This is a genomic window from Nonomuraea sp. NPDC059194 (assembly GCF_042754765.1).
Classification (GTDB): Bacteria; Actinomycetota; Actinomycetes; order Streptosporangiales; family Streptosporangiaceae; genus Nonomuraea.
Genome location: NZ_JBHZBH010000003.1, coordinates 331,483 through 356,821 on the forward strand (window position 1 = coordinate 331,483; position 25,339 = coordinate 356,821).

At 70.3% G+C, this 25,339-nt stretch carries 26 protein-coding genes; 14 read left to right on the forward strand and 12 right to left on the reverse strand.

Annotation, left to right across the window (positions count from 1 at the left end):
- Positions 1–563 precede the first annotated feature (563 nt).
- The 3 genes from ACFXJ8_RS06885 to ACFXJ8_RS06895 all read left to right on the forward strand — a co-directional run bounded on the left by ACFXJ8_RS06885 (position 564) and on the right by ACFXJ8_RS06895 (position 4,000).
- Positions 564–1,697, forward strand: coding sequence for a sensor histidine kinase (locus ACFXJ8_RS06885; protein ID WP_379642864.1), 1,134 nt, complete (start codon positions 564–566; stop codon positions 1,695–1,697).
- Positions 1,698–1,748: 51 nt separating this feature from the next.
- On the forward strand, positions 1,749–2,411 hold the full coding sequence (locus ACFXJ8_RS06890) for a response regulator (protein WP_379642865.1): 663 nt from the start codon (positions 1,749–1,751) through the stop codon (positions 2,409–2,411).
- An 80-nt stretch (positions 2,412–2,491) separates the two neighbouring features.
- Positions 2,492–4,000: a serine hydrolase domain-containing protein gene (locus ACFXJ8_RS06895; RefSeq protein ID WP_379642866.1), complete on the forward strand. Its 1,509-nt coding sequence runs from the start codon at positions 2,492–2,494 to the stop codon at positions 3,998–4,000.
- Here ACFXJ8_RS06895 and ACFXJ8_RS06900 read toward each other — a convergent pair.
- Positions 3,934–5,118, reverse strand: a complete 1,185-nt coding sequence (locus ACFXJ8_RS06900; RefSeq protein ID WP_379642867.1) for an erythromycin esterase family protein — start codon at positions 5,116–5,118, stop codon at positions 3,934–3,936. The genes ACFXJ8_RS06895 and ACFXJ8_RS06900 overlap by 67 nt on opposite strands.
- Before the next feature lie 77 nt (positions 5,119–5,195).
- Here ACFXJ8_RS06900 and ACFXJ8_RS06905 point away from each other — a divergent pair, with 77 nt between their 5' ends.
- The gene (locus tag ACFXJ8_RS06905; RefSeq protein ID WP_379642868.1) at positions 5,196–5,879 is read left to right on the forward strand and encodes a TioE family transcriptional regulator; all 684 of its coding nucleotides are present in this window, start codon (positions 5,196–5,198) and stop codon (positions 5,877–5,879) included.
- Between the two features lie 81 nt (positions 5,880–5,960).
- Here the strand turns inward: ACFXJ8_RS06905 and ACFXJ8_RS06910 are convergent, their stop codons facing one another.
- Positions 5,961–6,362, reverse strand: a complete 402-nt coding sequence (locus ACFXJ8_RS06910; protein WP_379642869.1) for a hypothetical protein — start codon at positions 6,360–6,362, stop codon at positions 5,961–5,963.
- A 64-nt stretch (positions 6,363–6,426) separates the two neighbouring features.
- Positions 6,427–7,368, reverse strand: a complete 942-nt coding sequence (locus ACFXJ8_RS06915) for an RNA polymerase sigma-70 factor (protein ID WP_379642870.1) — start codon at positions 7,366–7,368, stop codon at positions 6,427–6,429.
- A 218-nt stretch (positions 7,369–7,586) separates the two neighbouring features.
- Here ACFXJ8_RS06915 and ACFXJ8_RS06920 point away from each other — a divergent pair, with 218 nt between their 5' ends.
- The 5 genes from ACFXJ8_RS06920 to ACFXJ8_RS06940 all read left to right on the forward strand — a co-directional run bounded on the left by ACFXJ8_RS06920 (position 7,587) and on the right by ACFXJ8_RS06940 (position 11,139).
- Positions 7,587–8,471 carry an SDR family NAD(P)-dependent oxidoreductase gene (locus ACFXJ8_RS06920; RefSeq protein WP_379642871.1) on the forward strand — a complete coding sequence of 295 codons (885 nt, stop codon included), beginning with the start codon at positions 7,587–7,589 and terminating at the stop codon, positions 8,469–8,471.
- A gap of 182 nt (positions 8,472–8,653) precedes the next feature.
- Positions 8,654–9,082 carry a MarR family winged helix-turn-helix transcriptional regulator gene (locus ACFXJ8_RS06925; RefSeq protein ID WP_379642872.1) on the forward strand — a complete coding sequence of 143 codons (429 nt, stop codon included), beginning with the start codon at positions 8,654–8,656 and terminating at the stop codon, positions 9,080–9,082.
- Positions 9,072–9,599 carry a hypothetical protein gene (locus tag ACFXJ8_RS06930; RefSeq protein WP_379642873.1) on the forward strand — a complete coding sequence of 176 codons (528 nt, stop codon included), beginning with the start codon at positions 9,072–9,074 and terminating at the stop codon, positions 9,597–9,599. Before ACFXJ8_RS06925 ends, ACFXJ8_RS06930 begins: the two co-directional genes overlap by 11 nt.
- 109 nt (positions 9,600–9,708) lie before the next feature.
- The gene (locus ACFXJ8_RS06935) at positions 9,709–10,785 is read left to right on the forward strand and encodes a threonine aldolase family protein (protein WP_379642874.1); all 1,077 of its coding nucleotides are present in this window, start codon (positions 9,709–9,711) and stop codon (positions 10,783–10,785) included.
- Positions 10,786–10,809: 24 nt separating this feature from the next.
- Entirely contained in the window at positions 10,810–11,139 is a 330-nt protein-coding gene (locus ACFXJ8_RS06940) for a hypothetical protein (RefSeq protein WP_379642875.1), read from the forward strand.
- Here the strand turns inward: ACFXJ8_RS06940 and ACFXJ8_RS06945 are convergent.
- Positions 11,111–12,055: a GNAT family N-acetyltransferase gene (locus tag ACFXJ8_RS06945; protein ID WP_379642876.1), complete on the reverse strand. Its 945-nt coding sequence runs from the start codon at positions 12,053–12,055 to the stop codon at positions 11,111–11,113. The genes ACFXJ8_RS06940 and ACFXJ8_RS06945 overlap by 29 nt on opposite strands.
- A gap of 557 nt (positions 12,056–12,612) precedes the next feature.
- Here ACFXJ8_RS06945 and ACFXJ8_RS06950 point away from each other — a divergent pair.
- Positions 12,613–14,223: a DUF885 domain-containing protein gene (locus ACFXJ8_RS06950; RefSeq protein WP_379642877.1), complete on the forward strand. Its 1,611-nt coding sequence runs from the start codon at positions 12,613–12,615 to the stop codon at positions 14,221–14,223.
- A 256-nt stretch (positions 14,224–14,479) separates the two neighbouring features.
- Here the strand turns inward: ACFXJ8_RS06950 and ACFXJ8_RS06955 are convergent, their stop codons facing one another.
- The 3 genes from ACFXJ8_RS06955 to ACFXJ8_RS06965 form a co-directional block, all read right to left on the reverse strand.
- Positions 14,480–14,875, reverse strand: a complete 396-nt coding sequence (locus ACFXJ8_RS06955) for an ankyrin repeat domain-containing protein (RefSeq protein ID WP_379642878.1) — start codon at positions 14,873–14,875, stop codon at positions 14,480–14,482.
- Between the two features lie 66 nt (positions 14,876–14,941).
- Positions 14,942–15,187 carry a hypothetical protein gene (locus tag ACFXJ8_RS06960; protein ID WP_379642879.1) on the reverse strand — a complete coding sequence of 82 codons (246 nt, stop codon included), beginning with the start codon at positions 15,185–15,187 and terminating at the stop codon, positions 14,942–14,944.
- Positions 15,184–15,315, reverse strand: coding sequence for a hypothetical protein (locus ACFXJ8_RS06965; RefSeq protein WP_379642880.1), 132 nt, complete (start codon positions 15,313–15,315; stop codon positions 15,184–15,186). The genes ACFXJ8_RS06960 and ACFXJ8_RS06965 overlap by 4 nt, the downstream gene beginning before the upstream one ends.
- 407 nt (positions 15,316–15,722) lie before the next feature.
- Here ACFXJ8_RS06965 and ACFXJ8_RS06970 point away from each other — a divergent pair, with 407 nt between their 5' ends.
- On the forward strand, positions 15,723–17,018 hold the full coding sequence (locus ACFXJ8_RS06970; RefSeq protein WP_379642881.1) for a hypothetical protein: 1,296 nt from the start codon (positions 15,723–15,725) through the stop codon (positions 17,016–17,018).
- A gap of 140 nt (positions 17,019–17,158) precedes the next feature.
- Here ACFXJ8_RS06970 and ACFXJ8_RS06975 read toward each other — a convergent pair whose 3' ends face one another.
- The gene (locus tag ACFXJ8_RS06975; RefSeq protein ID WP_379642882.1) at positions 17,159–19,396 is read right to left on the reverse strand and encodes a heavy metal translocating P-type ATPase; all 2,238 of its coding nucleotides are present in this window, start codon (positions 19,394–19,396) and stop codon (positions 17,159–17,161) included.
- Between the two features lie 28 nt (positions 19,397–19,424).
- Entirely contained in the window at positions 19,425–20,177 is a 753-nt protein-coding gene (locus ACFXJ8_RS06980) for a hypothetical protein (RefSeq protein WP_379642883.1), read from the reverse strand.
- Positions 20,178–20,331: 154 nt separating this feature from the next.
- Between ACFXJ8_RS06980 and ACFXJ8_RS06985 the strand changes: the two genes are divergently transcribed.
- Positions 20,332–21,006, forward strand: coding sequence for a GNAT family N-acetyltransferase (locus tag ACFXJ8_RS06985; RefSeq protein WP_379642884.1), 675 nt, complete (start codon positions 20,332–20,334; stop codon positions 21,004–21,006).
- A 4-nt stretch (positions 21,007–21,010) separates the two neighbouring features.
- Here the strand turns inward: ACFXJ8_RS06985 and ACFXJ8_RS06990 are convergent, their stop codons facing one another.
- From ACFXJ8_RS06990 to ACFXJ8_RS07000, 3 genes are read right to left on the reverse strand one after another with little or no spacing between them, the layout of a single operon-like run.
- Positions 21,011–21,373, reverse strand: coding sequence for a nuclear transport factor 2 family protein (locus ACFXJ8_RS06990; protein WP_379642885.1), 363 nt, complete (start codon positions 21,371–21,373; stop codon positions 21,011–21,013).
- The gene (locus tag ACFXJ8_RS06995) at positions 21,373–22,833 is read right to left on the reverse strand and encodes a multicopper oxidase family protein (RefSeq protein ID WP_379642886.1); all 1,461 of its coding nucleotides are present in this window, start codon (positions 22,831–22,833) and stop codon (positions 21,373–21,375) included. Before ACFXJ8_RS06995 ends, ACFXJ8_RS06990 begins: the two co-directional genes overlap by 1 nt.
- Positions 22,830–23,177: a hypothetical protein gene (locus ACFXJ8_RS07000; RefSeq protein ID WP_379642887.1), complete on the reverse strand. Its 348-nt coding sequence runs from the start codon at positions 23,175–23,177 to the stop codon at positions 22,830–22,832. Before ACFXJ8_RS07000 ends, ACFXJ8_RS06995 begins: the two co-directional genes overlap by 4 nt.
- 192 nt (positions 23,178–23,369) lie before the next feature.
- Here ACFXJ8_RS07000 and ACFXJ8_RS07005 point away from each other — a divergent pair, with 192 nt between their 5' ends.
- A complete protein-coding gene (locus tag ACFXJ8_RS07005) occupies positions 23,370–23,753 on the forward strand; it encodes a hypothetical protein (protein WP_379642888.1) in 384 nt (127 codons plus the stop codon).
- A 50-nt stretch (positions 23,754–23,803) separates the two neighbouring features.
- Entirely contained in the window at positions 23,804–25,339 is a 1,536-nt protein-coding gene (locus tag ACFXJ8_RS07010; RefSeq protein ID WP_379642889.1) for a multicopper oxidase family protein, read from the forward strand.

A 25,339-nucleotide genomic window follows, 5' to 3' on the forward strand; every position in this document is an offset into this window, starting at 1 on the left:
GTCGCGCGTGGGGCCTTCGGGCGTTGCTTCCGGTCGGGCCGGGGCCCCGACTCCTGGAGGGCCTCGCTGCGCTCGGGCGCGCTTTCGGGGGCGCCTTCGGCGCGACACCCTCCAGAGATGGCCGCTTCGACGTGATTTCCGCTGCGACGCCTGGGATGTAGCCGCAGCCCTTGTCTCCGCGCCTGTGTTCGTCGGCACGGACGAGAAATGGCTCCCTCCCTGAACTGTCGACGAGGGGACCGCGCCACCTTCCGGAGCGTGGCGTGTCGCGTGCACCCGCTACACAGGTAGCGTCCAGCTTGGCCCGTCCGGGATGCTGAGCCATACCCGCTGCTCAGCCCGACGCCGGCCGCTTCGACGGCTCGGCTGTCGATGAGGCAGCTCATCGACAGGCTTCGCCGGCGGATTCGTGGCGGGGCGCCAGGATCGGCCTGCCCGCTGCTGGCTATCCTGTGGCACGTCGAGCCAGGCACGGCTCCCCACCACGAGCCCACCGGAAGGCGACGACCGTGACAGCCTCCCAGCGCCGGAGCACATTGCCGGCGACGACGGTGGTGGCGCACGTGGTCCTGGCTCTCCTGACGGTGCTCATCCTGGCGGGCGTCTGGCACCTCGGCGCGGACCTGTGGCAGATCTTCGCCGCGGCGGGTGCTGCCGTCCTGCTCCATGTGGGAGCGGTGGTGGCCCATCGACGGCCGTGGGTGGGGTACGCGATCGGCGCGCTGGCAATGCTCGTCCTGGTGACGATGCCCTTCCTGGGTTGGTCACCGAGCATGCTGCCCTCGGCTGTGTTCTTCCCCCTCACCTTGTGGCGGCTGACCACCCGGGTCTCGGTCAGGTCCTCGGTGGTTGCGTTGGCCGTCGCCGCGCTCGGGATCGTCCTCACCGAGCTGGTGGCGTGGGCCCGGCTGCCCCCTGACATTCCTGGGTGGACCCGCCTGGTCGAGGGCGGGCTGCTGATGCTCGTGGTCGGCGGTGTGTGGCTTGCGGCCCTGCTGGTACGCCGCAGGCACGAGGCCGGCCGACGAGCCGAGAGCGAACGACTGGCCGCGGCGGTCGCGGACGAACGGGCCAGCATCCGCCGCGACCTGCACGACGTGATCGCCCACACGGTCACCGTCATGGTCGCGCGGATCGAGGCCGCGGCGGTGACGACGGCGGATCCGGCGACCCGCCGCGAACTCGGTGACATCGCCGAGGCCGGCCGGGACGCCCACCAAGGTCTGCGATCGATGCTGGCCACCTTGGGCCCGGCCACCGTGGCGCCGCGCGCCGATTCCCGGCCCAGAGAGGTCCCGATCTCCCTCGATGCTCTCCCTGACCTCGTGGCCTCGGCGGCGAGCCCGCTCCATGCGGTGACGTTCGCGGAGGTGGGTGAGCGACGGCCGCTGAGCCTGAGTGCCGAGGTCGCGGCGGTCCGTACCGTGCAGGAGGGCATCACCAACGCGCTGCGCCACCTCGAACCACCGGTCGAGGTGGCCGTTCGCCTGCGCTGGACCCCGGCCGAGGTGGTGGTGGAGGTGCGCGACGACGGCGGCAAGGCGCTTCGCGACGTCGGCAGCCAGGGGACCGGCTTGATGGGGATCGAGGAACGTGTGCATACCGCAGGCGGCACCCTGTCGATCGACGACGGGGACGACGGGTGGGTGCTGCGGGCGCGGCTCCCCACGAAGGAGGGGAATGACCGAACGAAGTGAGGGAATCAGCAAGCACAGCACCTTGGTCATGAGGCCGACGAAGGAGGTCTCATGACCGGGATCCGTGTCATGCTCGTCGACGATCAGGAGTTGCTGCGGGCCTCGCTCCGTACGGTGCTGTCGGCCGACGAACGCATCGAGGTCACCCACGACGTCGCGAACGGCAGCGACGCGATCGAGGTCGTCCGGCGGCACCGCCTCGACGTGGTACTGATGGACATCCGCATGCCGCGCATGGACGGGGTCGCCGCCACGGCGGAGATCGTCAGGATCGCACCGGCGACCCGGGTGCTCATGCTGACGACGTTCGACGATGACGAACTGGTCGTGGCTGCCATCCGGGCCGGTGCGAGCGGCTACCTGACCAAGGACGTCCGGCCCGCCGCCCTGGCCCAGGCCGTGTGTGACGTCGCCTCCGGGACGTCGGCGCTGGCTCCGGGGGTGGCCGCGACGATCCTCGATCTCGTACGGCAGGTGCCGATGCGGAGGACGGCAGCCCTGGACGGCCTGACCCCACGCGAGGTCGAGATCTTCGGCCTGCTCGCCCGCGGCAGGTCCAACAGCGAGATCTGCGCGGAACTGGTGCTGAGCGAGAACACGGTGAAGTCGCACGTCCGGGCCGTCCTGCAGAAACTGAACCTGCGCGACCGCGTGCACGCGGTGATCCACGCCTACGAGAACGGGCTCGTGGGTCGAGGCGAGCTGCCTGGCTGAGGATTCCATCCTGCCGGGTGGTTCCCGGCTCACCCTTTCGGGTGAGGTCCGCCGGTGGCGCTCGGCCTAGGTTCGACGTCGTGTCTCTTCCACGTCTCCGCTTTCCGCTCGTGATCTCCCTCCTCGCGCTCGCCGTACTGCTCGGCCGTACGGCACCGGCCCATGCCACCGGCGAACGGCTGGTCGACGACTACCGCTCCGTCTACGGCACGCCGGGTGTCGCGGCGGCCGTGATCGACGGGTCGTCGGTCGAGACGATCGTCCGCGGCCGGGACGGGGACGGCAACGCGGTGACGGCTCGGACACGGTTCCGGATCGCGTCGATGAGCAAGTCGATGACGGCGGCGGCGATCATGCTGCTGGTCGACCGTGACCGCGTCTCCCTGGACGACCCGATCGTCAAGGTCCTGCCCGACTTCAGGATGGCCGATCCCCGCTTCACCGGGATGACCGTGCGCCAGATCCTCAGCCACACCTCGGGGCTGTCGAACAGCACGAACAACGAGTACGTGTTCCCCCCTCCGCGCAGCGCGCAGGAAATCGTGGCCGGGCTGGCCGACAAGACCCTGGCCGCCGATCCGGGCACCCGCTCGGAGTACCACAACACCAACTACTCGATCGCGGCGAGGATCGTCGAGGTGGTCTCGGGGAAGTCCTTCGACGCCTTCCTCCACGCCGAACTGTTCACGCCGCTGGGCATGACCGGCACCAGCTCGACGCTGGGGTGTTCCGATCGTGCCGAGGGCCTGCCGTCCGGATACGAGGTCGTTCTCGGGGTTGCCGTCGCGGCACCGGAGATGCCGGGGATCTGCGTCGGCAACGGCGGGGTGATCTCGACCCTGGACGACATGGTGCGGTGGCTGCGGTTCAACCAGGGAACCTTCGGGGCGGACCTGCTGAGTGCCGGCTCCCTGGCCGAGTTGCACACCGTCCAGCCGAAGGCCGGCGACTACGCCCTCGGCTGGCAGTCCCGCCCCGTCGCAGCAGACGCCCCGCCGTCGGTGATCGGCCACGGCGGAACACTGGCGACGTGGACCGGGGACATGGTCTTCTCGCCCAAGACCCGTGTGGCCGCCCTCGTCCTCACCAACAGCGGCGGCGATCCCAGCCTGCTCTCGACCAACCTTCTCGCCGAACGGATCGGGGCACCGGCAACGCCGATGAGCAACCCGCTCACCGTCGTGAACGCGGTCCTGCTCGGGCTCACGGTGGGGATGGCCGCACTGCTGGTCACCGCAGCCGTCCGAGCGCGCCGCTGGGCCGCGCGACGCCGCGCGGCGCGCCGGCCGTGGCTGGTTCTGCGGCTCGTGCCCCTTGCCCTGGTGACGGTGCTGGGCGCGGTGCTGCCGACGCTGATCTGGGGGGCCTTCAGCTTCCAGTACTGGATCGTCACCGCCTGGCTGCTGCCGCTGCTGGCGCTCTTCTGCCTCACCTGCTGCGTGCTCGGGGCGGTCGCACTCGGCCGTCGCCTCTGGTGCTTCCGCCGCGCCGGTCAGGCGACCTTCGCACCGGTACGGCCGGCTCAGATGTCGTTGACGAAGACGATGGCGTCGATCTGGTCGATGGTGGCCGGGTCGAGAGCGGAGTAGGTGTGGTCGGCCGGGACGCGCGGCGTCAGCTTCCGGTCGAGATCCGCGGCGAGGCGGCCGGGATCGACGACGGCGCGGGCATCAGGGAGGGTCGACAGGAGCCCTTCGAGGCTGTCGGGATGGGGGACGTCGGAGCCGCGGGCGCCGAAGGTGGTGGCGGCGAAGGCGTACTGGTCGCCGAGGCGGGTGCCGATGATGGCGCCCGCGCTCCACCACTGGAGCGGCTGGCCGCCGAACTGCATCTGACCCTTGTCGCGCTGCAGGTGGCCGTTGTGGGCGAAGGCGAGGGTGGGGCCGCGACGGGCCTCGTGACGGACGATGGCGTCGAGGTTGTCGGCCATCATCGCATCGCGCAGGCTCATGATCGCGCCGAGGCGGGTGGGCGCGGTGTCGGCCAGGCCGGCGTGGTAGCGCAGGAGCCCGGCGGCGGTGCGGGCGTGCAGGTCGGCGCGCCACCAGTCGTCGGGGGAGGTGGCGGCCGTCAGGTGGGGGGCGTGCGAGGTGAGCAGCGCGCCCAGGTCGTCGGCGATCAGGCGCAGTTCCTTGGCCTCGGGGGTGCGGCCGACGGACCGGGCGGGATCCATGAGGGTGTCCGGGTGGGTCCAGCGCTCGTCGGGGCCGAGCAGCTCGTCGAGGGCCTCGCGACTCCAGGCCAGGTCGAGGTGGGCGGCCAGATAGTCGTGCACCGCGGTCAGCGCCAGGCGGGGGCTGGCGGCGCCGGTCATCTCCAGGGGGCCGTCGAAGCCGTAGAAGCGGAGCCGCTCCTGCGGGGGACGCTGTTCGTTGTAGACGCGCATCCAGCCGATGAGCTCGCGGTTGGCGGTGAAGGCGCCGAAGTCGTGGCTGAAGCCGCGGCTCATCGCGTCGTCGAGGGTCCCGACGCCGTCCGTGACGTACGCGTTGGCGACCAGGGCCGCCAGGCAGTCGCTCTCGATGGCGATCGAGCGGTAGCCCTCGTGTTCGACGAGGTGGCGGAAGAGCTCGTTGCGCAGCTCGGGGAAGGCTTCGACGCCGTGGGTGGGCTCGCCGAGACCGAGCAGGCGGGTGGTGGGGGACAGGAGCGCGGTAAGGGCGCCGCCGGTGAAGGGGCGGGCGGCGTCCCGAATCGAGGCCGTCATGCCTTCAACGGTATCGTTGAATCGACAGTGTAAACTTTGGCGGAATTTCCGGCCGTAGACGAGGACGTACCTTCAAAATGCGGTTGCGGCCCATCGATCTGGCGCGCGAGCACGGCCTGTCCACACAGGCGGTGCGCAACTACGAGGAGGCGGGGATCCTGCCGCCGGCCGAGCGCTCGCCGCACGGCTACCGCGTCTACGCTGCGCGCCATGCGGCGGCGTTGCGGACGTTCCTGGCGTTGATCCCCGCGCACGGCCACGCGACCGCGGGGGCGATCATGCGGGCCGTGAACGGCGGCGCGGTCGGGGAGGCGTTGCGGCTGATCGACGACAGCCACACGCAGCTGGCCGGCGACCGGCGCACGCTGGAGGACGTGGAACGGGCGCTGCGCGACCTGGCTCCGCCGCGTGAGCTGGAGCCGGGTGTGACGTTCATCGGGCCGCTGGCGCGCAGGCTCGGCCTCCGGCCCGCGACGTTGCGCAAATGGGAGGGGGCAGGGCTGATCGTGCCCCGGCGCGACCCGCGCACCGGCTACCGCGTCTACACCTCCGCCGACGTGCGCGACGTACTGCTGGCCCACCAACTGCGGCGGGGCGGGCACGGGCTGGAGCAGATCGCGCGGGTGCTGGAGCGGGTGCGTACGGCGGGCGGGCCGGAGCCGCTACAGGCGACGCTGCGGGAGTGGCGCGACCGGCTGACGGCGCGCGGCCTGGCGATGCTGACGGGCGCCGCCGCGCTCGACACCTATCTGGGGGCGTAGACCAAGTACGTCGGGAAGGGGCAAGAGCCTTGACGTGGTGACGCGACCGGACTGCTGCGCGGCACAACCTGGGGTCGGCGGCTACGACCGGATACTGACGCGGCCCCGCCGGGAGGCGGACAGCAGCCGGCCCAGTACCAGGGTGCTGAGGCCGAACATCAAGACGCCCAGGGGGACATGGAGCGAGGTCATGTGCGCGATGCCCAGCACGACCTGTACCGACGCGAGGACAAGGAAGCCGGTGGCGTACAGGATGGGGCGGGGCGTTCCGCCGCCCGGGCGCCACGCCAGGATCGCGGCGAGCACGTACAGCAGCGACGCGCCCCACATCACGCGCGAGCCGACGTCGTGCAGCACCGCGCCGTGAGACGAGGACAGCAGCATTCCGGCGGTGGCCGCCTGGAAGAAGATGCTCAAGGTCTGCACGGCGACCGCGATCTTCAGGAACGTGCGGCCGCGTGCTGCCGTCATCTGTCCGGCCATGGCGTGTAATCCCCTCTTTCTGGCATGGGCAGTGGATGAGTGGTGTTTCGGTGGTCCGGCTTGTTCATCGCAGGGTGAGCGGGGTCTCGGATGCGACGCGCGTCAGCTTGTGCGGGTTGCGGACGTAGTAGAGGCCGGTGATGCGGGCGTCCTCGACACGGATCGTCAAGACGCCGTCGAACTCGCCGTCCAGGCGTACGACGAGTGCCGGGTTGCCGTTGACCACGGTGGCGTCGCAGGTGATCGCCGCTTTCACCTTGGCGGAGCCGCCGAGGTAGAAGCGGACCACCTTCTCGGCGCCGATGACCGGCCGCGGCGCGGCCCGCTTCACGCCGCCGCCGTCGCTGATTAGGACGACCTCGGGGGCGAGCACGTCAAGGAGGCCCTGCAGGTCCCTGGTTTCGAGCGCGTGCTGGAACGACTCCAGAGCCGCCCGGGCCTGGCTCGGGGAGACCGCCTCGCGAGGGCGGCGGGCATCGACGTGCCGGCGGGCGCGGTGCGCGATCTGGCGGACGGCGGCGGGGCTCTTGTCGACGGCGGCCGCGATCTCCTCGTAGCTGACGTCGAAGACCTCGCGCAGCACGAAGACGGCGCGCTCGGTCGGCGAGAGGCTCTCCAGGACGAGCATCAGCGCCATCGACACGCTCTCGGCGAGCTCGGCGTCCTCGGCCACGTCCGGCGTGGTGAGCAGCGGCTCGGGCAGCCAGGGGCCGACATACGACTCCTTGCGGCGCTTCAAGGTGCGCAGCCGGTTGAGTGACTGCCGGGTGGTGATCCGGACAAGGTAGGCGCGCTGGTCGGACACCTGCCCAAGGTCGACCTTCATCCACCGCAGCCAGGTTTCCTGCAGGACGTCCTCGGCATCGGCTGCCGAGCCGAGCATCTCGTAGGCGACGGTGAACAGCAGATTGCGGTGGGTGACGAACGCGTCGGTGGCGGCGTCCATCCGGTCACCGCCGGCGGGCGGCTCGGCTGGGCCGTTCGTTGGCTCGCTGCGCTCGTTCATAGCCGGCTCCTGCCTGTTCTCTTCTCAACTTGCTCTGCGCACAAGACACCAGCCCTCACCGCCGTGTGACACCCGCGATCGGTGGCGTACGTCACATGACCGCGCTGTCACAAAAGTCGGCTCGCCGGTGCCTCATGGTCGTCATCATGCCGCGCGAACGATCCACGCGGCACACGACCGCCGCGCAACCGCCACCGCAGAAAGAACGGGAAGACATCATGAGCAAGGTCTGGTTCGTCACTGGTTCGTCCCGCGGCCTCGGCCGCCACTTCGTCGAGGCCGCCCTGTCACGCGGCGACAAAGTGGCTGCGACCGCCCGGACCACCGCAAGCCTCGACGAACTGGCCGCCGCCTACGGCGACGCGGTGCTCCCGCTCGCGATGGACGTGACCGACAAGGCCGCCGTCTTCGAGGGCGTGAAGCGGGCCGCAGAGCACTTCGGACGCCTGGACGTCATCGTGAACAACGCCGGCTACGCCCAGGTCGGCGCGATCGAGGAGCTGACCGAGCAGCAGCTGCGCGACCAACTGGAGACCAACCTGTTCGGCGCGGTGTGGGTGATCCAGGCCGCGCTGCCGTACCTGCGCGAGCAGGGCGCGGGGCACATCATCCAGCTGTCCTCGGCCGCCGGGCTCATCGCCATGCCGCTCGGCGGCGCCTACCATGCCTCCAAGTGGGCCCTGGAGGGCTTGAATGAGGCCCTCGCCCACGAGGTCGCCGACTTCGGCATCAAGGTCACCGTCATCGAGCCCGGCGGTTTTGCCACCCGCTCCGGCAAGAACCCCGACCCCCTCAACAACGGCCACATGGCCGAGCCCAACCCGGTCTACGACGCTCTCCGTCAGCGCCTGGCCGGGATCGCGGGCAAGCAGCCCCCCGGCGACCCCGCCGCCGCGGCCCAGGTGCTCCTCAAGCTCGTCGACGCCGACAACCCGCCCCTGCGGATCCTCTTCGGCCAGGGCTTCTACCCGATGATCCAGCAGGCCTACGCCGACCGGCTCAAGACCTGGGCCGACTGGCAGGACCTTTCGGCAGAAGCTCACGGGACGCTCGATCAAGAAGTTCGGTGCCCCTTCCGTCGCCGAGAGCGCCCCAGCCCATGATCGGCCGGCTCCGCACCGCCCCGGCCGCCCGGCGGCTCGACCAGCAGATCGCGTGGGCCAGCTCGGTTGCCTGCTCTCCAGCCGATCCTGTGCGGATTCCCCAAGCCACCCTGTCATTGACAGCGAGGGCGATCACGGCCATCTAGTTGCACCGTACAACAAGATGGTTGTACCGTCGAACCATGGCGGATGAGCGTGAGCTTCAGGATGCTGTGGGCCGGTTCGTCCGGGCCTTCGGTCTGCATCAACCCGACCAGACCCCCTGCGGGCGGCCCATCCCGGTGTCGGAGGCGCACGCGCTCGGCGAGCTGGCCAGGGACGGCGCGCTACGGCAAAGCGAGCTGGCGCACCGGCTGCGCCTGGAGAAGAGCACCACCAGCCGCCTGGTCACCCAGCTCATCAATCGGGGCTGGGCCGAGCGCATCCCGGCCCCGGACGACGGGCGCGGTGTGCTGGTCCAGCTCACCCCCGCAGGAACGAGAGCAGCCGAGCAGCTGGCCAAGGCCAGAGCGGCACGCTTTTCGGCGATCTTGAACCGTGTGCCGGAGAACGACCGCGCCGGCGTCCTGTACGCCCTGGAAATCCTCACGGAGGCGATAGATGAACCTTAAGAAGCGACGCATCCCGCTGCTGCTGGCCGGCCTGGCTGTGATCGGCGCCGCGTCGGCGGCCGGGTACGCGCTCGGCGGCCAGAACGGTCAGAACGAGGCTCAGGCGCTGGCCGCCCGCCAGGCGGAGATCACGGCCAGGAGCCGGCAGGTGATGCCGTTCGACCTGGAGCGCACCACGCATCGCTTCACCAAGTCGGCCACCGGTGGCCTGCAGACCGTCACCGCCGACGACCCCGCCGACGCCCAGCAGGTCACGCTCATCCGCGAGCACCTGACCAAGGAGGCCGCGGGCTTCAGCAAGGGCGACTACGGCGACCCCGCGTCCATCCACGGCGGCGAGATGCCCGGCCTGCGCGGGCTCGAACAGGGCCACACCCGGATCGACATCCGCTACGCGGAGGCTCCCACCGGGGCCCAGATCACCTACACCTCCTCCGACCCGGCCCTCATCAAGGCGCTGCACGCCTGGTTCGACGCCCAGGTCACCGACCACGGGCAGCACGCCGAACACGGATGACTCGTCCCACCTCATGACCCCGATCCTCTGAACCGTCGCTCGGATCCGCAGACCAGTCGACTTCCAGATATACCCAACCCCCGTACGGTCACCAGCGAAGGAGATCTTCATGCCCGACACCAGCCCGCCGGTGCGGCGATCACTGTTCCTGCACGCGCCGATCCGTCGCAGGCCCCGCATGATGCTGGAGCAGATGCTCGCCCTGGTAGATGACGACACCCCGGCCGACGGTCCCGAAGGCCCCGTCGCGGTGCTGGAGCGGCGGTTGGCCGACCTGCTCGGCAAGGAAAGCGCGCTGTTCTTCCCCAGCGGCACCATGGCCCAGCAGACCGCGTTGCGCGTGCACGCCGACCGGCGCGGCCGTCGCACGTTCGCCGCCCACCCGCGATCGCATCTGGACGTGTGGGAGGAGCAGGGCTACAACGCCGTCCACGGCCTGCGGTTGCGCCGTACCGGCGACCTGCACGAGTTGATGACGGCCGGGGACCTGGCGGTGATCGGCGAGCCGCTGGCGGCGGTCGTCTGGGAACTGCCGCAGCGCGACCTCGGCGGCCTGCTGCCCGAATGGGACGAGCTGTGCGAGCAGGTCGCGCTCGTGCGCGCCACCGGCGCCGCCGCGCACCTGGACGGCGCCCGACTATGGGAGGCCCAGACCTACTACCAGCGGCCGTTCGACCAGATCGCCGCCCTGTTCGACACCGTCTACGTCTCCCTCTACAAAAGCCTGCAAGGTGTGCGCGGCGCGGTACTCGCCTCCGACGCGCCCACCGTGGAGGTGGCACGGGTGTGGCGGCAACGACTCGGCGGCGGCATCCGCGACGCCTGGCCGCTCGCCCTGGCCGCGCTGGTCCACCTCGACACCCTGGCCGAGGAGATGCCCGCCTACCGCGAGCACGCCATCGCCATCGCGGCCGCGATCAACGCAGACGGCACCGCCCGCGCCTACCTCGACCCACCCCAGACCCCGCTGTTCCACATCCACCTGCCCGCCGACCGGCGCGCCGTCGAGCAGGCCGGCCAGGCGATCCTCGCCGAGCACGGCATCCAGCTCTGGGGCCGGATACGCTCCGCATCCGAGCCCGGCCGATGCGCCTTCGAGGTCAGCGTCGGCGAGAACGCCATGGAGTTCACCCCCGACGAGGTGGTCGCTCTCATACACGACCTGCTGGCCCGCGCCGCCTGCTGATCGCGGGTGCGGCCGTCGTTCTCGGTGATCGCTGCCACCACGTCCGATCCCGCCCTGATGATCGTCTGGCGGGCCGTGCTCGGCATCGCCGCGGTCACCCAGATGCCCGCGACCCTTGGGCTGATCTTCTCCACGTTCACCGACCCGCGCCAGCGGGGTATCGCGGTCGGCAGGTGTCGATCTCCCTCCCAGCACACGGGAGGCCGGGCGCGGAACACGGCCGCCGACCGCGCATGCCGTACCCACGCCCGCCCCACCGATCAAGCCGATCTGACCGTCGTCAGGCCGCCGGAGCTCGGGAGACCGGAGCTCAGGAGACCGGAGCTCAGGAGAACAGCATGCGGCGGCCGGTGACCCGGTATCCGATCTTCTCGAAGACCGCCGCCATAGGCGCGTTGCCCACGTCGGTGGCGTCGGTGATGGACGGCTCGCCCTCCGCGGCGAAGATGTGCATCGCCTCGGCCAGCAGGTCGTAGGCGTATCCATGGCCGCGGTGCCGATGGTCGACGCCGATGTAGCCGATCGTCGCCGACGCGGTGTTGCGGGTGGGCATCACCATGCCGACCAGTTCGCCGGAGGTGTCGTGGGCCAGCCGCCACCTGTGCCGTCCGCCCGGCATGTCCGCGATCATCGTGAGCGTTTCGGCCGCCACGTCACGCGGCGTTCTGGTGCGCAGCTCGCGGAGGTCTCCGGCGTCGAGGCTGCCGGTGACGATGTTCGCCAGGAGGTCGAGCAGCACCTGGTCATCCGTGACAGGGCTGAACATGAGCCTGGTCGAGCCGGGCGGCAGGCCGTACTCACGCTCCCACCGGAGGTTGAGCCGCTCCACGTGGAAGTCGAGGCCTGCCTTCTCCGCCGCCCCGATACGGGCGTCGGCGTCGGCCTTGGCGTCGGGACGTTCGCGCCAGTCGGCGGGCAGGAACAGGTTGTACTCGGGTCGCGGGCCGATCGGCGACTGGTAGCCGGGCGTGACCAGGGCGGCGTAGGCGGCTTCGAGCAGGGCGGCGCCCGTTTCGACGGTGTCGAAGTCGAAGAAGTCGAGTGCCCACGGGTGCTCGGTGTCGGGCGGACCCCAGAACGCGGCCCTGGCGACGATCTCGGCGCCGCGCTGGGCGATCCAGACCCATGCGGGACGGTAGTCGCCCTCGCCCACGAACTCCGCGAAGGTACGGCTGCGCGCGCCGACGCCCGAGGTGGGAAGGGTGGTGATGCGGTCGAACAGCGGGAACTCGCTCTCGTCTGCGAGAGCGCGGAAGACCAGCTCGGTCAAGGGATCTCCTGTGGCAGGAGCGCTCCCCTCAGGCGGACGCCTGTCCGTAGGGGGAGCGCGGAAGCGTTACGGGGAACATGCGACTCCTCACCTCCTTGTGATCTCTTGCTGCACGGACCCTAGCGGCCTGTCGCCACCCACGCAATACAGGCGGGTCACCTCGATGCTCGTGCCCGGAAGGCCGCCGCCTGCGCCTGGCTTCGTCTGTACGGCAAGCCGTGCCACGCGCCTGCGTGGTCACCGGCTGATGACCGTCCAAGGGACGCTCCTCGTGCGCCGCCCCTGCCTCGCCGTAACGGACCCGGTGACGGGCCCCTCGAAACGGGCTTCCCGTGCCGAGCCGCCGTGACGGGCCTTCCGTTACGGGCGCCGTTGGGGCGGGGACCGGAGTCCTGCTGGGCGGCGCGCCTTCGACGGACGGGACCACGCGCCCACGGAGGCGCCAGACCGGCTTGCCGTACCGCTCGCTCCTGGCTCCCGCGGGCGGCTCGCGACGGCTGCCGCGCGGGCGTGAAAAGAAAATGCCCCACTACCGGGCCGTCTGTACGGTTGCCCGCATGACACCCATTTTCCGCCTGTGCGACGAGCACATCACCAGGTCGGCCGAGCTCGACCCCGTTGAGGCCGTCTACATGGGCATCGCGGGCGACTTCGGCGTAGCCACCGACTACAGCCCCGAAGGCCACACCGCCAGGCACGACCTGGTCAAGTCCACGCTCGCCCGGCTCGACACCCTCGAACCCGCGTCGCAGGACGACCGGCGCGCCGCCGACCACCTGCGCGAACGCCTCGAGGCCCAAGCGGCCTGGTTCGAGACTGGCGAGCAGTACCGCGACCTCAGCAGTCCCTTCGGACTGGTCTCCTCGGTCAGGGACAGCATCGACCTGCTGCCCACCGGCGACGACGACGCGTGGCGCAGGGTGGCGGCGCACCTGGCGGCGGTGCCCGAGATGCTGGCCGGCTGGCAGGCGTCGCTGAACGAGGGGCTGAGCAGGGGCCTGCCGGCCGCACGGCGGCAGGCGGTGGAAGGCGCGGCTCAGGCGGAGAAGTACGCGGGCACGCACGACGAACTGATCGCCTCCTACGGCGAAGGGCCGCTCGCCGGCGAGCTGGCCAAGGCGGCCGCCCAGGCCCACCATGCCTACACGGACACGGCTCGCTACCTGCGCGAGGAGTACGCCCCGCGAGCCACCGAGCGCGACGGCGTCGGACCCGAGCGCTACGCCGTGGCCGCCAGGGAGAGCCTCGGCGCCGACATCGACCTGGTCGACGCCTACGAGTGGGGCTGGGCGGAGCTGCGCAGGATCGAAGAGGAGATGGTCGCGGAGGCGCACGCGATCCTGCCCGGCGCGAGCGTCGACGAGGCGATCGCCCACCTCAACGAGACGCAGTACGTCGTCGGCGCCGACGCCTTCCACGCCTGGCTCAAGGCCAAGCACGACGGTGCCATCGCCGCGCTCCACGGCACCCACTTCGACATCGCCGAGCCGCTGCACACGATCGACGTGACGCTCGCGCCCGGCTCGACCTCCGGCTCGGCCTACTACACGGCGCCCAGCGAGGACCTGACCCGGCCAGGCCGTACGTGGTGGCCGGTCGGCGGGCGGGAGAAGTTCGCGACGTGGAGCGAGCTGTCGACCGTCTTCCACGAGGGCGTCCCCGGACACCACCTGCAGCTCGGCGCGGTCACCGTGGCAGGCGACAAGCTGTCGCGGTTCGCGAAGTTCTCGTGGGTGAGCGGGCACGGCGAGGGCTGGGCGCTGTACGCGGAACGGCTGGCCGACGAACTCGGCTGGCACACCGAGCCAGGCACCCGCCTCGGCATGCTGGCCGACTCGGCGCTGCGAGCCGCCCGCGTCGTGATCGACATCGGCGTCCACCTGGACCTGCCGCTGCCCGACGGCTCACGGTGGACCTTCGAGAAGGCGTGCGAGGTGCTGCGCGAACGCGGCCGCGCCGTGGCGCACACCGTGCACCCCGAGATCGTCAGGTACTTCGGCTGGCCCTCGCAGGCGATCTCGTACAAGCTGGGCGAGCGCGCGTGGCTGGAGGCCCGCGCCGAGGCCGCCCGCAAGCCGGGCTTCGACCTGAAGGCGTGGCACACCGCAGCGCTCGACCTCGGCCCGATCGGCCTCGGCGGCCTCCGCACCGCCCTGAGCGAGATCTAGCGGTACGGCAGGCAACCTGTACAGCGAGCGCCCCGAAAAGCATGGTCCCTCGCCTGCCGGCGAGGGGCCGGCCTCCCCCAGGGGCTCCCGCCGCCCCCGTTGACCACGCGCCCCGGTATCCCGTTGGGGACGCAACGCAGAAGGCGGGTGTCTTAAGGTCGTGCACCTGAAAGGGTCACCAACAAGATCGCACTGGGGTTTCCTGAGCTTCAGATTCAAGGGTCGCGGGGTTTCCGTCCGTGATCCCGGACCGGTATCAGGGTAGGTCGGGGAAAAATCGTGCGAGGTCATAGTTGGCATCCAGCCGGGCGAGGCCGAGTGGAGTCCGGCCACTGCTGTTCGCCTTGAGTGGGTCGGCTCCCCACCGGCGCAGTAATTCGATCATTTGGCCGTCTCCGCGTGAGTTGAACACGGCAGTTCTCAGCGGCGTGCTGCCGAACTGATCCGTCTGATCAACCTGAGCACCGTGCTGCAGGAGTAGTTGCGCGACCTCGACCGAGCCCTCCTGGGCGGCGAAGTGCAACGGTCTCATTCCTCGTCGATCCGGTGCGTTCGGATCCGCTCCGGCGGCCAAAGGCGCTTCTGCTGTGCTGATGTCGTTGGCGGCGGTCGCATAGTGAAGCGGTGACCGGCCAGCGCGATCAAGAGTCATGAATGGTCTCCCCGTGCGCAAGCCAACCGGTACCGCTCCTCACGCGGCTACAGGGCGGCGTGGCGGTCAGCCCGCCCAAACGATCGAGTAGATGTGCACGATCTTGACCGCGTCGTCGATCACGTAGGACGCCAGACCAGCCGCGCCGAACGCCTGCTCGCGAAATCGTGCATCCTCGGGATGCTGCACCCCACGGTGGTCAGGATCGGCACCGATGATCAGTAGCTCGTCCACGAGAGCTTGCCATGCCTCGGCGGGCAGCCAGGTATCTGGGCACTGGGCGGCGGCGACGAAGTTGATCGAATAGTTCACGCGCTGCGGTCCGCGTGCTGCGCGACCAATTCGGCCCAGCCCGGGATGACGTCCTCGGCGGGGATGCTGCCGATGCCGGTGGTGGCCTCGGTGCGCGCTTGCTCGTAACCGGGCTGAGAGTAAGCCACCGAGCGCCGGTGGCTCTGGCCACCTCGGTGGTTCCGCTATCTGAAGCTGCGCAGCCTGAGGCTGTTGCTCACCACGAAATGATCCCTCGCCTGCCGACAAGGGCGGGCTCGCCACCAACCCCCAACCGCATAGAGAGGCCTACGGTCTCCAGCCGAAACGCCTTCGCCAACAGCATCGAAAGCGATCTGGACGCCATGACCTGCCGGCCTCACCCTCTCCCGGAGTTCCGGACCCGTCGAAGGCCAGGTCGACCCCATCACGAGGGTTCGCCCTCCTCCCACAGACGCGTCCTTCACACCACCTGACGTTCTATGACCGGGGAGGAGAGCAGCCCACATATTCCCTGGACGGCACGGTAGCTTTGCGGCCCGTGTCTTCACGATCGCGTTTATGGTGGTCCGCCGCCGTGCTCCTGGCCACTGCAGGCATGTGGGACGTCGCCACCCGGTCGGGAGCGAATCTCGTGCTCCTCAGGTATGTGGGGTTCTGCTCGGGCTTCGAGATCGATTCGGACGCCTGGGCGACGCTCCGGTGGAGGACGCCGCTGCGGTATTTAGCTGTGCTCGCGCTGCTCCTGGCCTTTGCGGCGCACTGGGCGAGTGTCAGGCGCGAGTGTGGGACGGTTGGTCGCGTGATCGTGAGGGTGTCCGTGCTGGCCATCTCACTGGTCCACGGCTCCGGCGCGCTGATCCTCGCTCTGGAACTGGGCGTAGACCGGAACTGCCGGACGGTTCTCGGCGAGCTGGGCCTCCTGCACGGCGTGCGGGCCTTCCTCATCGCCGACATCGCGCTCACGCTGGCCGCGCTGTGCGCGCTGACAGCGGTGCGGACGCCGGGGCGGGTGCCCCGGCGTCGGCTGCGACGGCTCGCCCGAAGCCACTGGTTCAAGCGCACGGTGGCGGGCGTGGCGGTGGGTGGCCTGCTGTGCTTCCTGCCCGTCGCCGACCTCGGATCGGGACCCGTCACGGGTCGCGACGCATGCGGAACCGAGGAACCCTTGAAGCTCAGGGCTGAGTTGGCCTTCCTCTGCGACGCGCGTAGTTCCTTCCCCACCATGCCCGACCACCTCCTGCTCGCCTACGGGCGTCGGCAGTGCGCGGCGTATCCCGGCGCCGGCGTGAAGGTCTCGCTGATCGCGCCCATCTGCCCGCCGGCCGCCCGGCAGTGGGCCATGGAGCTCGCCGCCGAGGAAGCTGAGATCGAGCGGCGCAACGCGGCGAACCAGGCCGCGTGTGACCAATCCAGGCATCGGCCGCGGATCAGGCCCGTCGCTGTGGCCCGCGACCTCCTGTGGTCCGAGATCGGCCTGGAGGCGTTCGAGGATCACGAGCTCACCTCGGACGAGGACCCACCCCTGCACCACGATCTGGTGGGCAGCACGCCGGGGCACCTGAGCGTCGGCGCCAGCGCCGAGTTTCGGATCTGCGTCACCACGGAAACCTACCGACGTCGGCCGCCCGTCGAGATCAAGGGCTGGGACAGGGTGGTCGAGATCGGCTACGAGAGCCCCACCGGCGACATGGTGATCGTGGATCCGATGTCGGGACCAGGTGAGCTGACCAATCTCGCCTTCCTCGGCGAAGGGCATTACCGCGTGCGGGTGCACTACCGCGAGCCTGTCTGGGACCAAGACCTGCCACAGCACATCCTGGTCATGGTGTTCCCGGGCAGCAGCGACCGGGTGATCGCCCACAAGCTCTAGAAACAGCACGCGCCGCGCCGCTTCGGGCTCGGCGAGCGCCCGGGCGGGAGAGCCCAGGCTGTCCCGTGATACGCCGAGGTGGCCGGAGACGCCATCGGCTCCGGCCACCACGGTGGTTCCGCTATCTGAAGGTGGTTCCGCTATTTGAAGCTGCGCAACCTGAGGCTGTTGCTCACCACGAACACGCTGGAGAACGCCATCGCCGCTCCGGCGATCATCGGGTTGAGCAGTCCCATCGCCGCCAGCGGCAGGGCGGCCACGTTGTAGGCGAAGGCCCAGAACAGGTTGCCCTTGATGGTGCGCAGCGTCCGGCGCGACAGCCGGATCGCGTCCGCGGCGACCCGCAGGTCGCCTCTGACCAGGGTGAGGTCGGAGGCCTCGATGGCGGCGTCGGTGCCGGTGCCCATGGCCAGGCCGAGGTCGGCCTGGGCGAGCGCGGCGGCGTCGTTGACGCCGTCGCCGACCATGGCCACGGTCCTGCCCTCGGCCTGCAGCTTCTTGACGACGTCCACCTTGTCCTTGGGCAGCACCTCGGCGATCACCTCGTCGATGCCGACCTCGGCGGCCACGCTCCTGGCGACGGCCTCGTTGTCGCCGGTGAGCAGCACCGGGGTCAGGCCCAGCGCGCGGAGCTGCCGGATGGCCTCGGCCGAGGTGGGCTTGACCACGTCGGCCACGACGAGGACCGCGCGGGCCTTGCCGTCCCAGCCGACCGCGACAGCCGTACGGCCGGCGGCCTGAGCCGCCTGCAGGGCGCGCTCGAGATCGACGGGCAGGTACTGCGACCATTCGGCGAGCAGCTTGGGGCGGCCGACGAGGACGGCGTGCCCGTCGACGATGCCCTGGACGCCGAGCCCTTCGACGTTGGCGAAGTCCTCGGGGGTGGGCAGGGCGCCGACCCGCTCGGCCGCGCCCCTGGCGATGGCCTGCGCGATGGGGTGCTCGGAGGCGTGCTCCAGCGCTCCGGCCAGGCGCAGCACCTCGTCGGTGTCCTCGCCGTCGGCCACGTGCGTTTCGACCAGCGTCATCTTGCCCTCGGTGACGGTGCCGGTCTTGTCCAGCACCACGGTGTCCACCTTGCGGGTGGACTCCAGCACCTCGGGCCCCTTGATCAGGATGCCGAGCTGGGCGCCCCTGCCGGTGCCCACCAGCAGCGCGGTGGGGGTGGCCAGGCCGAGCGCGCAGGGGCAGGCGATGATCAGTACGGCGACCGCCGCGGTGAAGGCCGCTCCCACGCCGTCACCGGTGCCCAGCCAGAAGCCCAGCGTGGCGAGGGCCAGCGCGATGACGATGGGGACGAAGATGCCGGAGACACGGTCGGCCAGGCGCTGCACCTGGGCCTTGCCGGTCTGGGCGTCCTCCACGAGCTTGGCCATCTGGGCGAGCTGGGTGTCGGCGCCGATCCGGGTGGCGCGCACGACCAGGCGTCCGCCCGCGTTGACGGTGGCACCGGTCACGGCGTCGCCGGGCCGTACCTCCACGGGAACCGACTCGCCGGTCAGCATGGAGGCGTCGACGGCTGACGTGCCCTCTTCGACGACCCCGTCGGTGGCGATCTTCTCGCCCGGCCTGACCACGAACCGGTCGCCGACGGCGAGCCGGTCGGTCGGGATGCGGACCTCGGTGCCGTCGCGCAGCACCGCGACGTCCTTGGCGCCCAGCTCCAGCAACGCTCGCAGGGCGGCGCCCGCCCGGCGCTTGGACCGGGCCTCGAAGTAGCGTCCGGCCAGGATGAACGCGGTCACGCCCGCCGCGGCCTCGAGGTAGATGTTGCCCGAGCCGTCGGTCCTGGAGATCGTGAAGTCGAACGGGTGCGTCATGCCGGGCGTGCCTGCCGTACCGAAGAACAGCGCCCACAGCGACCAGCCCAGGGCGGCCAGCGTGCCCAGGGAGACCAGGGTGTCCATGGTGGCCGCGCCGTGGCGCAGGTTCGTCCAGGCGGCCTTGTGGAACGGCCAGCCCGCGTAGACCACGACCGGCGCGGCCAGTGTCAGCGACAGCCACTGCCAGTTGGTGAACTGCAGGGGCGGGATCATCGCCATCGCGATCACCGGTACGGCCAGCACGAGCGAAGTGACCAGCCGGTTGCGCAGCGGCGTGAGCTCGTCCTCCGGCTCCTGCGGCTCGCCCTCCGGCTGGGGAGGCTTGGGCAGTTCGGCGGTGTAGCCCGCCGACTCCACGGTGGCGATCAGCTGCTGCGGGTCGATTCCTTCGGGAAAGGTGACCTTCGCCTTCTCCGTCGCGTAGTTGACCGTCGCGGTCACGCCCTCGAGCTTGTTCAGCTTGCGCTCGATCCTGTTGGCGCAGGACGCGCAGGTCATGCCACCGATCGATAGTTCGACGGCGCTCTGCGGCTTGTCGTCGGTGAGCGAAGACATCACCTCTCCTTTCTCAGCGTTCTGCGGATCAGTGGTGGTGGTGGCCGTGCCCGCTGGACTGCGCGGGGCTCGGCGTGGCGGTCGCGTGCTGCGCGGTGCCGACCGTGAAGTCGGCGGTGCGGACCTTGCCGTCGTGCTGGAAGTCCAGGAAGAGGCGGTAGTCGCCGCTGCTGGGCACCTCGGCGTAGAAGACGATCTCGGGGCCTGGCTTGGTCCTGCCGTCGCCTGGCTCGCCGTCGGGGTGAACGTGCAGGTAGGCCAGGTCGCTGGCGCGCAGAGCAACGAGATGGCCGTACGCGCCGAGGTAAGGCTGCAGGTCGGTCACCGGCGTGCCGTCCTTGCTCACCTTGAGGGTGAGCCCGGCCGCCTGGCCGGGGACCAGGTCGCCGTCCAGGGTGACGGTGTAACCGTCCACGTCGGCTGTACGGCTGGCAGCGGGCAGCGGCCTGGGCGTGTGCTCGCCGGCCACGAGGAGGTCCGCGCCCAGCGTCAGGGCGCTGCCGCCGGTGGGGGCGATGTCGGCGAAGGCACGGTAGGCGCCCGCTTCGGGCAGCGTCAGCTTCACCGACCAGACCCCGTTGCCCGCCTCGACCGGGTGCAGGTGCTGAAACGTGCCGAGGTCCCTGGAGACGACGATGAAGTGGAGCTTCTTGTCGTGCTGCACCTGGTAGTCGGTGACGACACTGCCGTTCGGGCCCGTCACCGTGAACCGGAAATCGGTCGGCACGCCGGACTCGATCGTGCTGGTGAGCGGGTTGAGGGTGTAACCGTTCTCGGACACTTGGAGCCCCCCGGGGGTATCGACTGGCGCTGGTGCGCTCGGTGTTGCTCACTATAACACCATACCCCCCTATGGTATTTCCACTTGAGCCGTCGAAGCCTGCGCACAGGAGGCCGACGTGATGAGGTACCCCCCTCCCGTATAAAGTGGGGCAATGACCACACCGGAGCGGCTCATCGACCATCTGTCCCGCTGGCTCGGCGGCTGGCCCGCCACCACCGGATTCGACGTCATCGCCGAGGCCGGACGCGTGCGCCCCGGCTGGGACGGCAAGATCCATCCCGTCCTGGGCGTGGGGAGCCCCCAGGGCGGCATCCTCTCGGTCCCGCCCGAGCACGCCGAGGCGATCGCGAAGCAGTACGCAAAAAGCGAGGACCTGGCGACGCTCGGACCCACGGTCCCCCCGCTGGTGGGCTTCCCCGAGCGCGGCTGGTTCACCGCCGTCTATCGCTGGACCACGCGCCCCGCGCCCCTCGCCGACGCCGGTATCTGGGTCTCCGCCGATGACCCGGAGGTTCCCGCATGGCTGCGACCCTTCGGCGGTGAGGTCCTGATCGCCAGGGATCCGCAGACCGGCGACCATCTGGCAGGAGTGGGGGTCAAACGGCACGACGCCTACGGACGCGAGCTCGCCGTCGTGACCGCACCCCAGGCGCGGGGCCGCGGCCTGGCCCGCGGGCTGGTCGCCCAGGCGGCGCGGCGCGTACTGGACGAGGGCGCGATCCCCACCTACATGCATGCCCTCGACAACCGCGCCTCCGCCGCCGTGGCCGAGGCCGCCGGGTTCCCCGACGTCGGCTGGACCGCCTTCGGTGTGTCCGAAGGCTAAAGGATCATGAGGTCACCGTTCGGGTGATCGAGTCGACCCGGCGGACCCGTCCGTCTGGGGCGAGAGTGGCGAACAGGTAGACGTCGATCTCCAGGGTCTTGTCCTTGCGGGTGCGCACCCGCATCGTGTAGCGGGCCGCGGCGCGGTTGCCCTGCACCATGGCCTCGTGGACCTGCAGGTCCAGCTCCGTGGCGTTCTTGCGAGCGGGTTTGGCGTGGTCGATGAGGCGGTCGCGGTCGATGACGACGCCGTCGGTGCGGTAGATGATGTCGGGGGTGTGATACCGGTCGACGATCTCCGCCGGGTCGTCGGTGCCCAGGCCGAGCTCGACGGGCAGACTGGTGAGGAACTGGTGGAAGGAAGGCATCAGATCACCTCGAAGTTGGTCATCATGGCCATGTCCTCGTGCTCGAGGTTGTGGCAGTGCATCACGTAGCGGCCGCGGTACCCGGTGAAGCGGGTGACGATCTCGACGGTCTGCGACTCGCGCAGCTCGACGGTGTCCTTCCACTCCGGCGGGCCGCCGCGGCGCTCACCGGCCACCGACAGCACCTGGAAGTGGTCCAGGTGCAGGTGGACGGGATGGGCGACGTCGCTGGTGATCCGCCAGACCTCGATGTCGCCCAGCCGCGGCCTGGCCTCGACGTGGCCGGTGTCGAAGGGCCTGCCGTTGATCAGCCAGCCGGTGTGGCCGTGCACGTCACCGCTGGCGAACTGGAAGTCCCTGGTCACCTTGGCCTTGGCCGGGTCGAGCACCTCGATGCGGGACAGCGTCGTGGGGATCGCCGAGTCGTCGCGGGCGTCGCGGTCGACGGCGAAGCGCATCACCCGTGCCTGCGGTCCCTCCTCCAGGAGGTTGCGCAGCTCGACGCGGTCGCCCACGCGGTAGGCGGCGAAATCGACGATCACGTCGGCGCGCTCGCCCGGCGCCAGCCGTACCCGATCCAGGGGGCGGGGAGCGGCGAGCAGGCCGCCGTCGCTGCCGATCTGCACCAGCGTGCCGCCAGCGGGGAGGGCCAGCTCGTAGGTGCGGGCGTTGGAGCCGTTCAGCAGGCGCAGCCGGTAGCGGGCACGGTCGACCCTCAATTCAGGCCAGGCAGCGCCGTTGACCAGGATGACGTCGCCCAGCACCCCGCCCATGAACGCCTCGCGGGCCCCCGGCCCGTCGTGGCGCGCGGGGTAGGGCATGGAGCCGTCGGCGTTGAACGATCGGTCACAGATCATCAGGGGGATGTCCCGCTCACCCGAGGGCAGCGGCAGTGACTCCTCCTCCTGATCGCTGACCAGGAAGAAACCGGCCAGGCCGCGCCACACCTGCGGGCCGGTGTAGTCCATGCGATGGTCGTGGTACCAGAGCGTGGCGGCCCGCTGGTCGAGCGGGAAGGTGTGGTCGCGCCGCGTGCCGGGCTGGACGAGGTCGGTGGGGTAGCCGTCGGACTCCGCAGGGGTGTGCCCGCCGTGCAGGTGGGTGACCGTGGGCACGCCGAGCCGGTTGGCGACCTGGACGACGGTCCGGCGGCCGCTGCGTGCCCGGATCGTCGGTCCGGGGAACTGCCCGCCGTACCCCCAGATGGGGGTGCGCAGTCCGGGCAGGATCTCCACCTCGGCCTGGCGCTGGACGAGCTCGTAGTAGTCGGTGTGGGCGTCGGTCCTGACCGGCTTCGCGACCGCGGGCAGGGGGAGGGGCACGGTGTACGGCGCCGGCAGCGGGGCGGTGCTTTCCAGCAGTCGTGGGAGCGGGGTACGGCCCAGCAGCGAGCAGCCCGAGACGCTGAGCGCCGCGCCGAGCCCGAGCAGATGCAGCGCCTGCCGCCTGGTCATCGTCATGCGGCGGCGGCGACGGTGCGCCCGGCGGACCAGGCGCGGCTCAGCTGCACCATGCTCGCCCCGAACATCACCACGCCCAGCGGGACGTGCGCGGCCTTGATATGCGCCATGCCCAGTGCCATCTGCGCCAGCGTCGCGACCAGCATGCCGGCCGCGGGCAGGATGGCGCTCATCCGGCGGGTCACGAGCGCGGCGACCAGGTGCAGCAGGACGGCGGCCGCCACGCCGACGGCGAAGAGGCTGTGCGCCGCCCGCCCACCGGGCGACGACAGCAGCAGCCCGGCGGTGACGGCTTGCAGCAGCAGGGCCACGGTCTGCGCGGTGATCGCGATACGGACGAACATCAGTGAGCTCCTCGTGCATGAGTGGTTCTCATCACCCGAAATCGTCCACCAGCCGCCGGGCGCGGTCGTCCTACCAGGGGAGACTCCTGCGACTACGACAGCGGACGCAGATCCGGCCGGACTACCACCTACGGAGTAGGCCCATGCCCCCGGGGGGTAGGGTGAGTCCGAGACTGGGGGATGGGAGGAGTGGTGAGCCGAAGGAGCGCGTTCTCCGCCTGGCTGCCGAAGCTCGTGCTGCTGGCGTTCGTGCTGATGGGAGTCGGGCTCAGCTACGCCACCGCGCATTTCTGCGCGGCCTCGCACACCCCGGTCGGCGCCCACATGGCAGTGGCGGATCATCCTGACGCCACCATGACGCACTTCAAGACCGATGCCGATCCCGGTCCTGTCGTGCTGTGCCTGGCCGCGGTCGCCGCGATCCTCGTCATGATCGTGCTGACCCTGTTCGGCCCCGGTCGCGGGTCGTCCACCGCGGGCTCGGGCAGCAAGCGTCCGACAGCACTACCCGCTGTTCGAGGCTCACCGCCGCTGTTCGCGCTCGTGCTGCGACGTGTGGCGGTTCTGCGGATATAGGAGGCCTGGTTTCAGGGCCATCCATCCGTTTCGCGATCCGTGAGCGACTCATGACATCCATCGATCGACGGTTCTTCCTGCGCGCCGGCCTGGCCGCGGCAGGAGGAGCCCTGTTGTCAGCGTGCTCGACGAACGAGAGCACGACCTTCGTCCAACCGGGCGGCGCGCAGGTGCGCGCCGCCGAAACCGCCCGCCGTCCTGGCCGGGCCAGGGAGTTCCAGCTGCTCGCCCGTGAGGGGCAGGCCGACCTCGGCGGGCCGAGCGTCAACACCTGGCTGTACGGCGAGCGCCTGCCGGGACAGCAGATCCGCGTCCAGGCCGGGGAGGTGGTCAGAGCCCGGCTGACCAACCGGTTGCCGCAGGAGACGACCGTGCACTGGCACGGCCTGGCGCTGCGCAACGATGCCGACGGCGTGCCCGGCGTGACCCAGCCGACCATCCGCGCCGGTGGCGAGCACCTCTACGAGTTCACCGCTCCGCATCCGGGGACGTACTGGTTCCATCCGCACCACGGCACCCAGCTCGACCGCGGCCTGTACGCGCCGCTGATCGTCGAGGACCCTGCCGAGCCGCTCGCCTACGACCAGGAGTGGGTCGTCGTCCTGGACGACTGGATGGACGGCGTGACGGGAACCCCCGACGAGGTGCTGGCCGAGCTGACCTCGATGGCGGGCATGACGGGCGAGGGCGGCCACGAAGGCCACGGCGCCATGTCGATGCCCACGCCGACGCCCACGCCGTCCACGTCGGCGAAGTGGCCGCACATGATGATGAACGCCGAAAGCGACCTGCTCGGCGGCGACGCCGGTGACGTCTACTACCCGCACTTCCTCGTCAACGGCCGGGTGGCCGACGCCCCTGAGACGTTCACCGCCAAACCAGGTGCCCGGCTGCGGATCAGGCTGATCAACGCGGGTGGCGACACCGCGTTCAGAGTGGCGCTGGGCGGTCACACGTTGACCGTCACCCACGCGGACGGCTTCCCCGTGGAGCCGACGGAGACCGACTCGTTGCTGCTCGGCATGGGCGAGCGTTACGACGTCCTGGTCACGCTCAAGGACGGCGCCTTCCCGCTGGTCGCGCTCGCCGAGGGCAAGCGCGGCCTGGCGCGTGCCGTGGTGCGTACGGCCAAGAGCGCCAGAGCGCCGAAGGCGGACGTGCGCCCCGCCGAGCTCGAGGGCCGGCTCGCCGGTTACGACCAGCTCAAACCCGCCCAAGCCGTACGGCTGGCCGCGCGGACACCCGACCGGACGATCACTCTCAACCTCGCCGGAACCATGGCGAAGTACGACTGGGCCATCAACGGCAGGAAGTACGACCCCAAGGTCGTCGAACCGATCAGGTCAGGCGAGCGCGTCAGGCTGTCCTTCGTCAACCAGAGCCTGATGTGGCACCCCATGCACCTGCACGGCCACACCTTCGCCCTGGCCGGCAGCGGCCTGCGCAAGGACACGGCGATCGTGCTGCCCGGCAGGACGCTCCACGTCGACTTCGAGGCCGACAACCCCGGCCTGTGGATGATCCACTGCCACAACGTCTATCACGCGGAGGCCGGTATGATGAGCCTCCTCGGTTACGAGGCATGA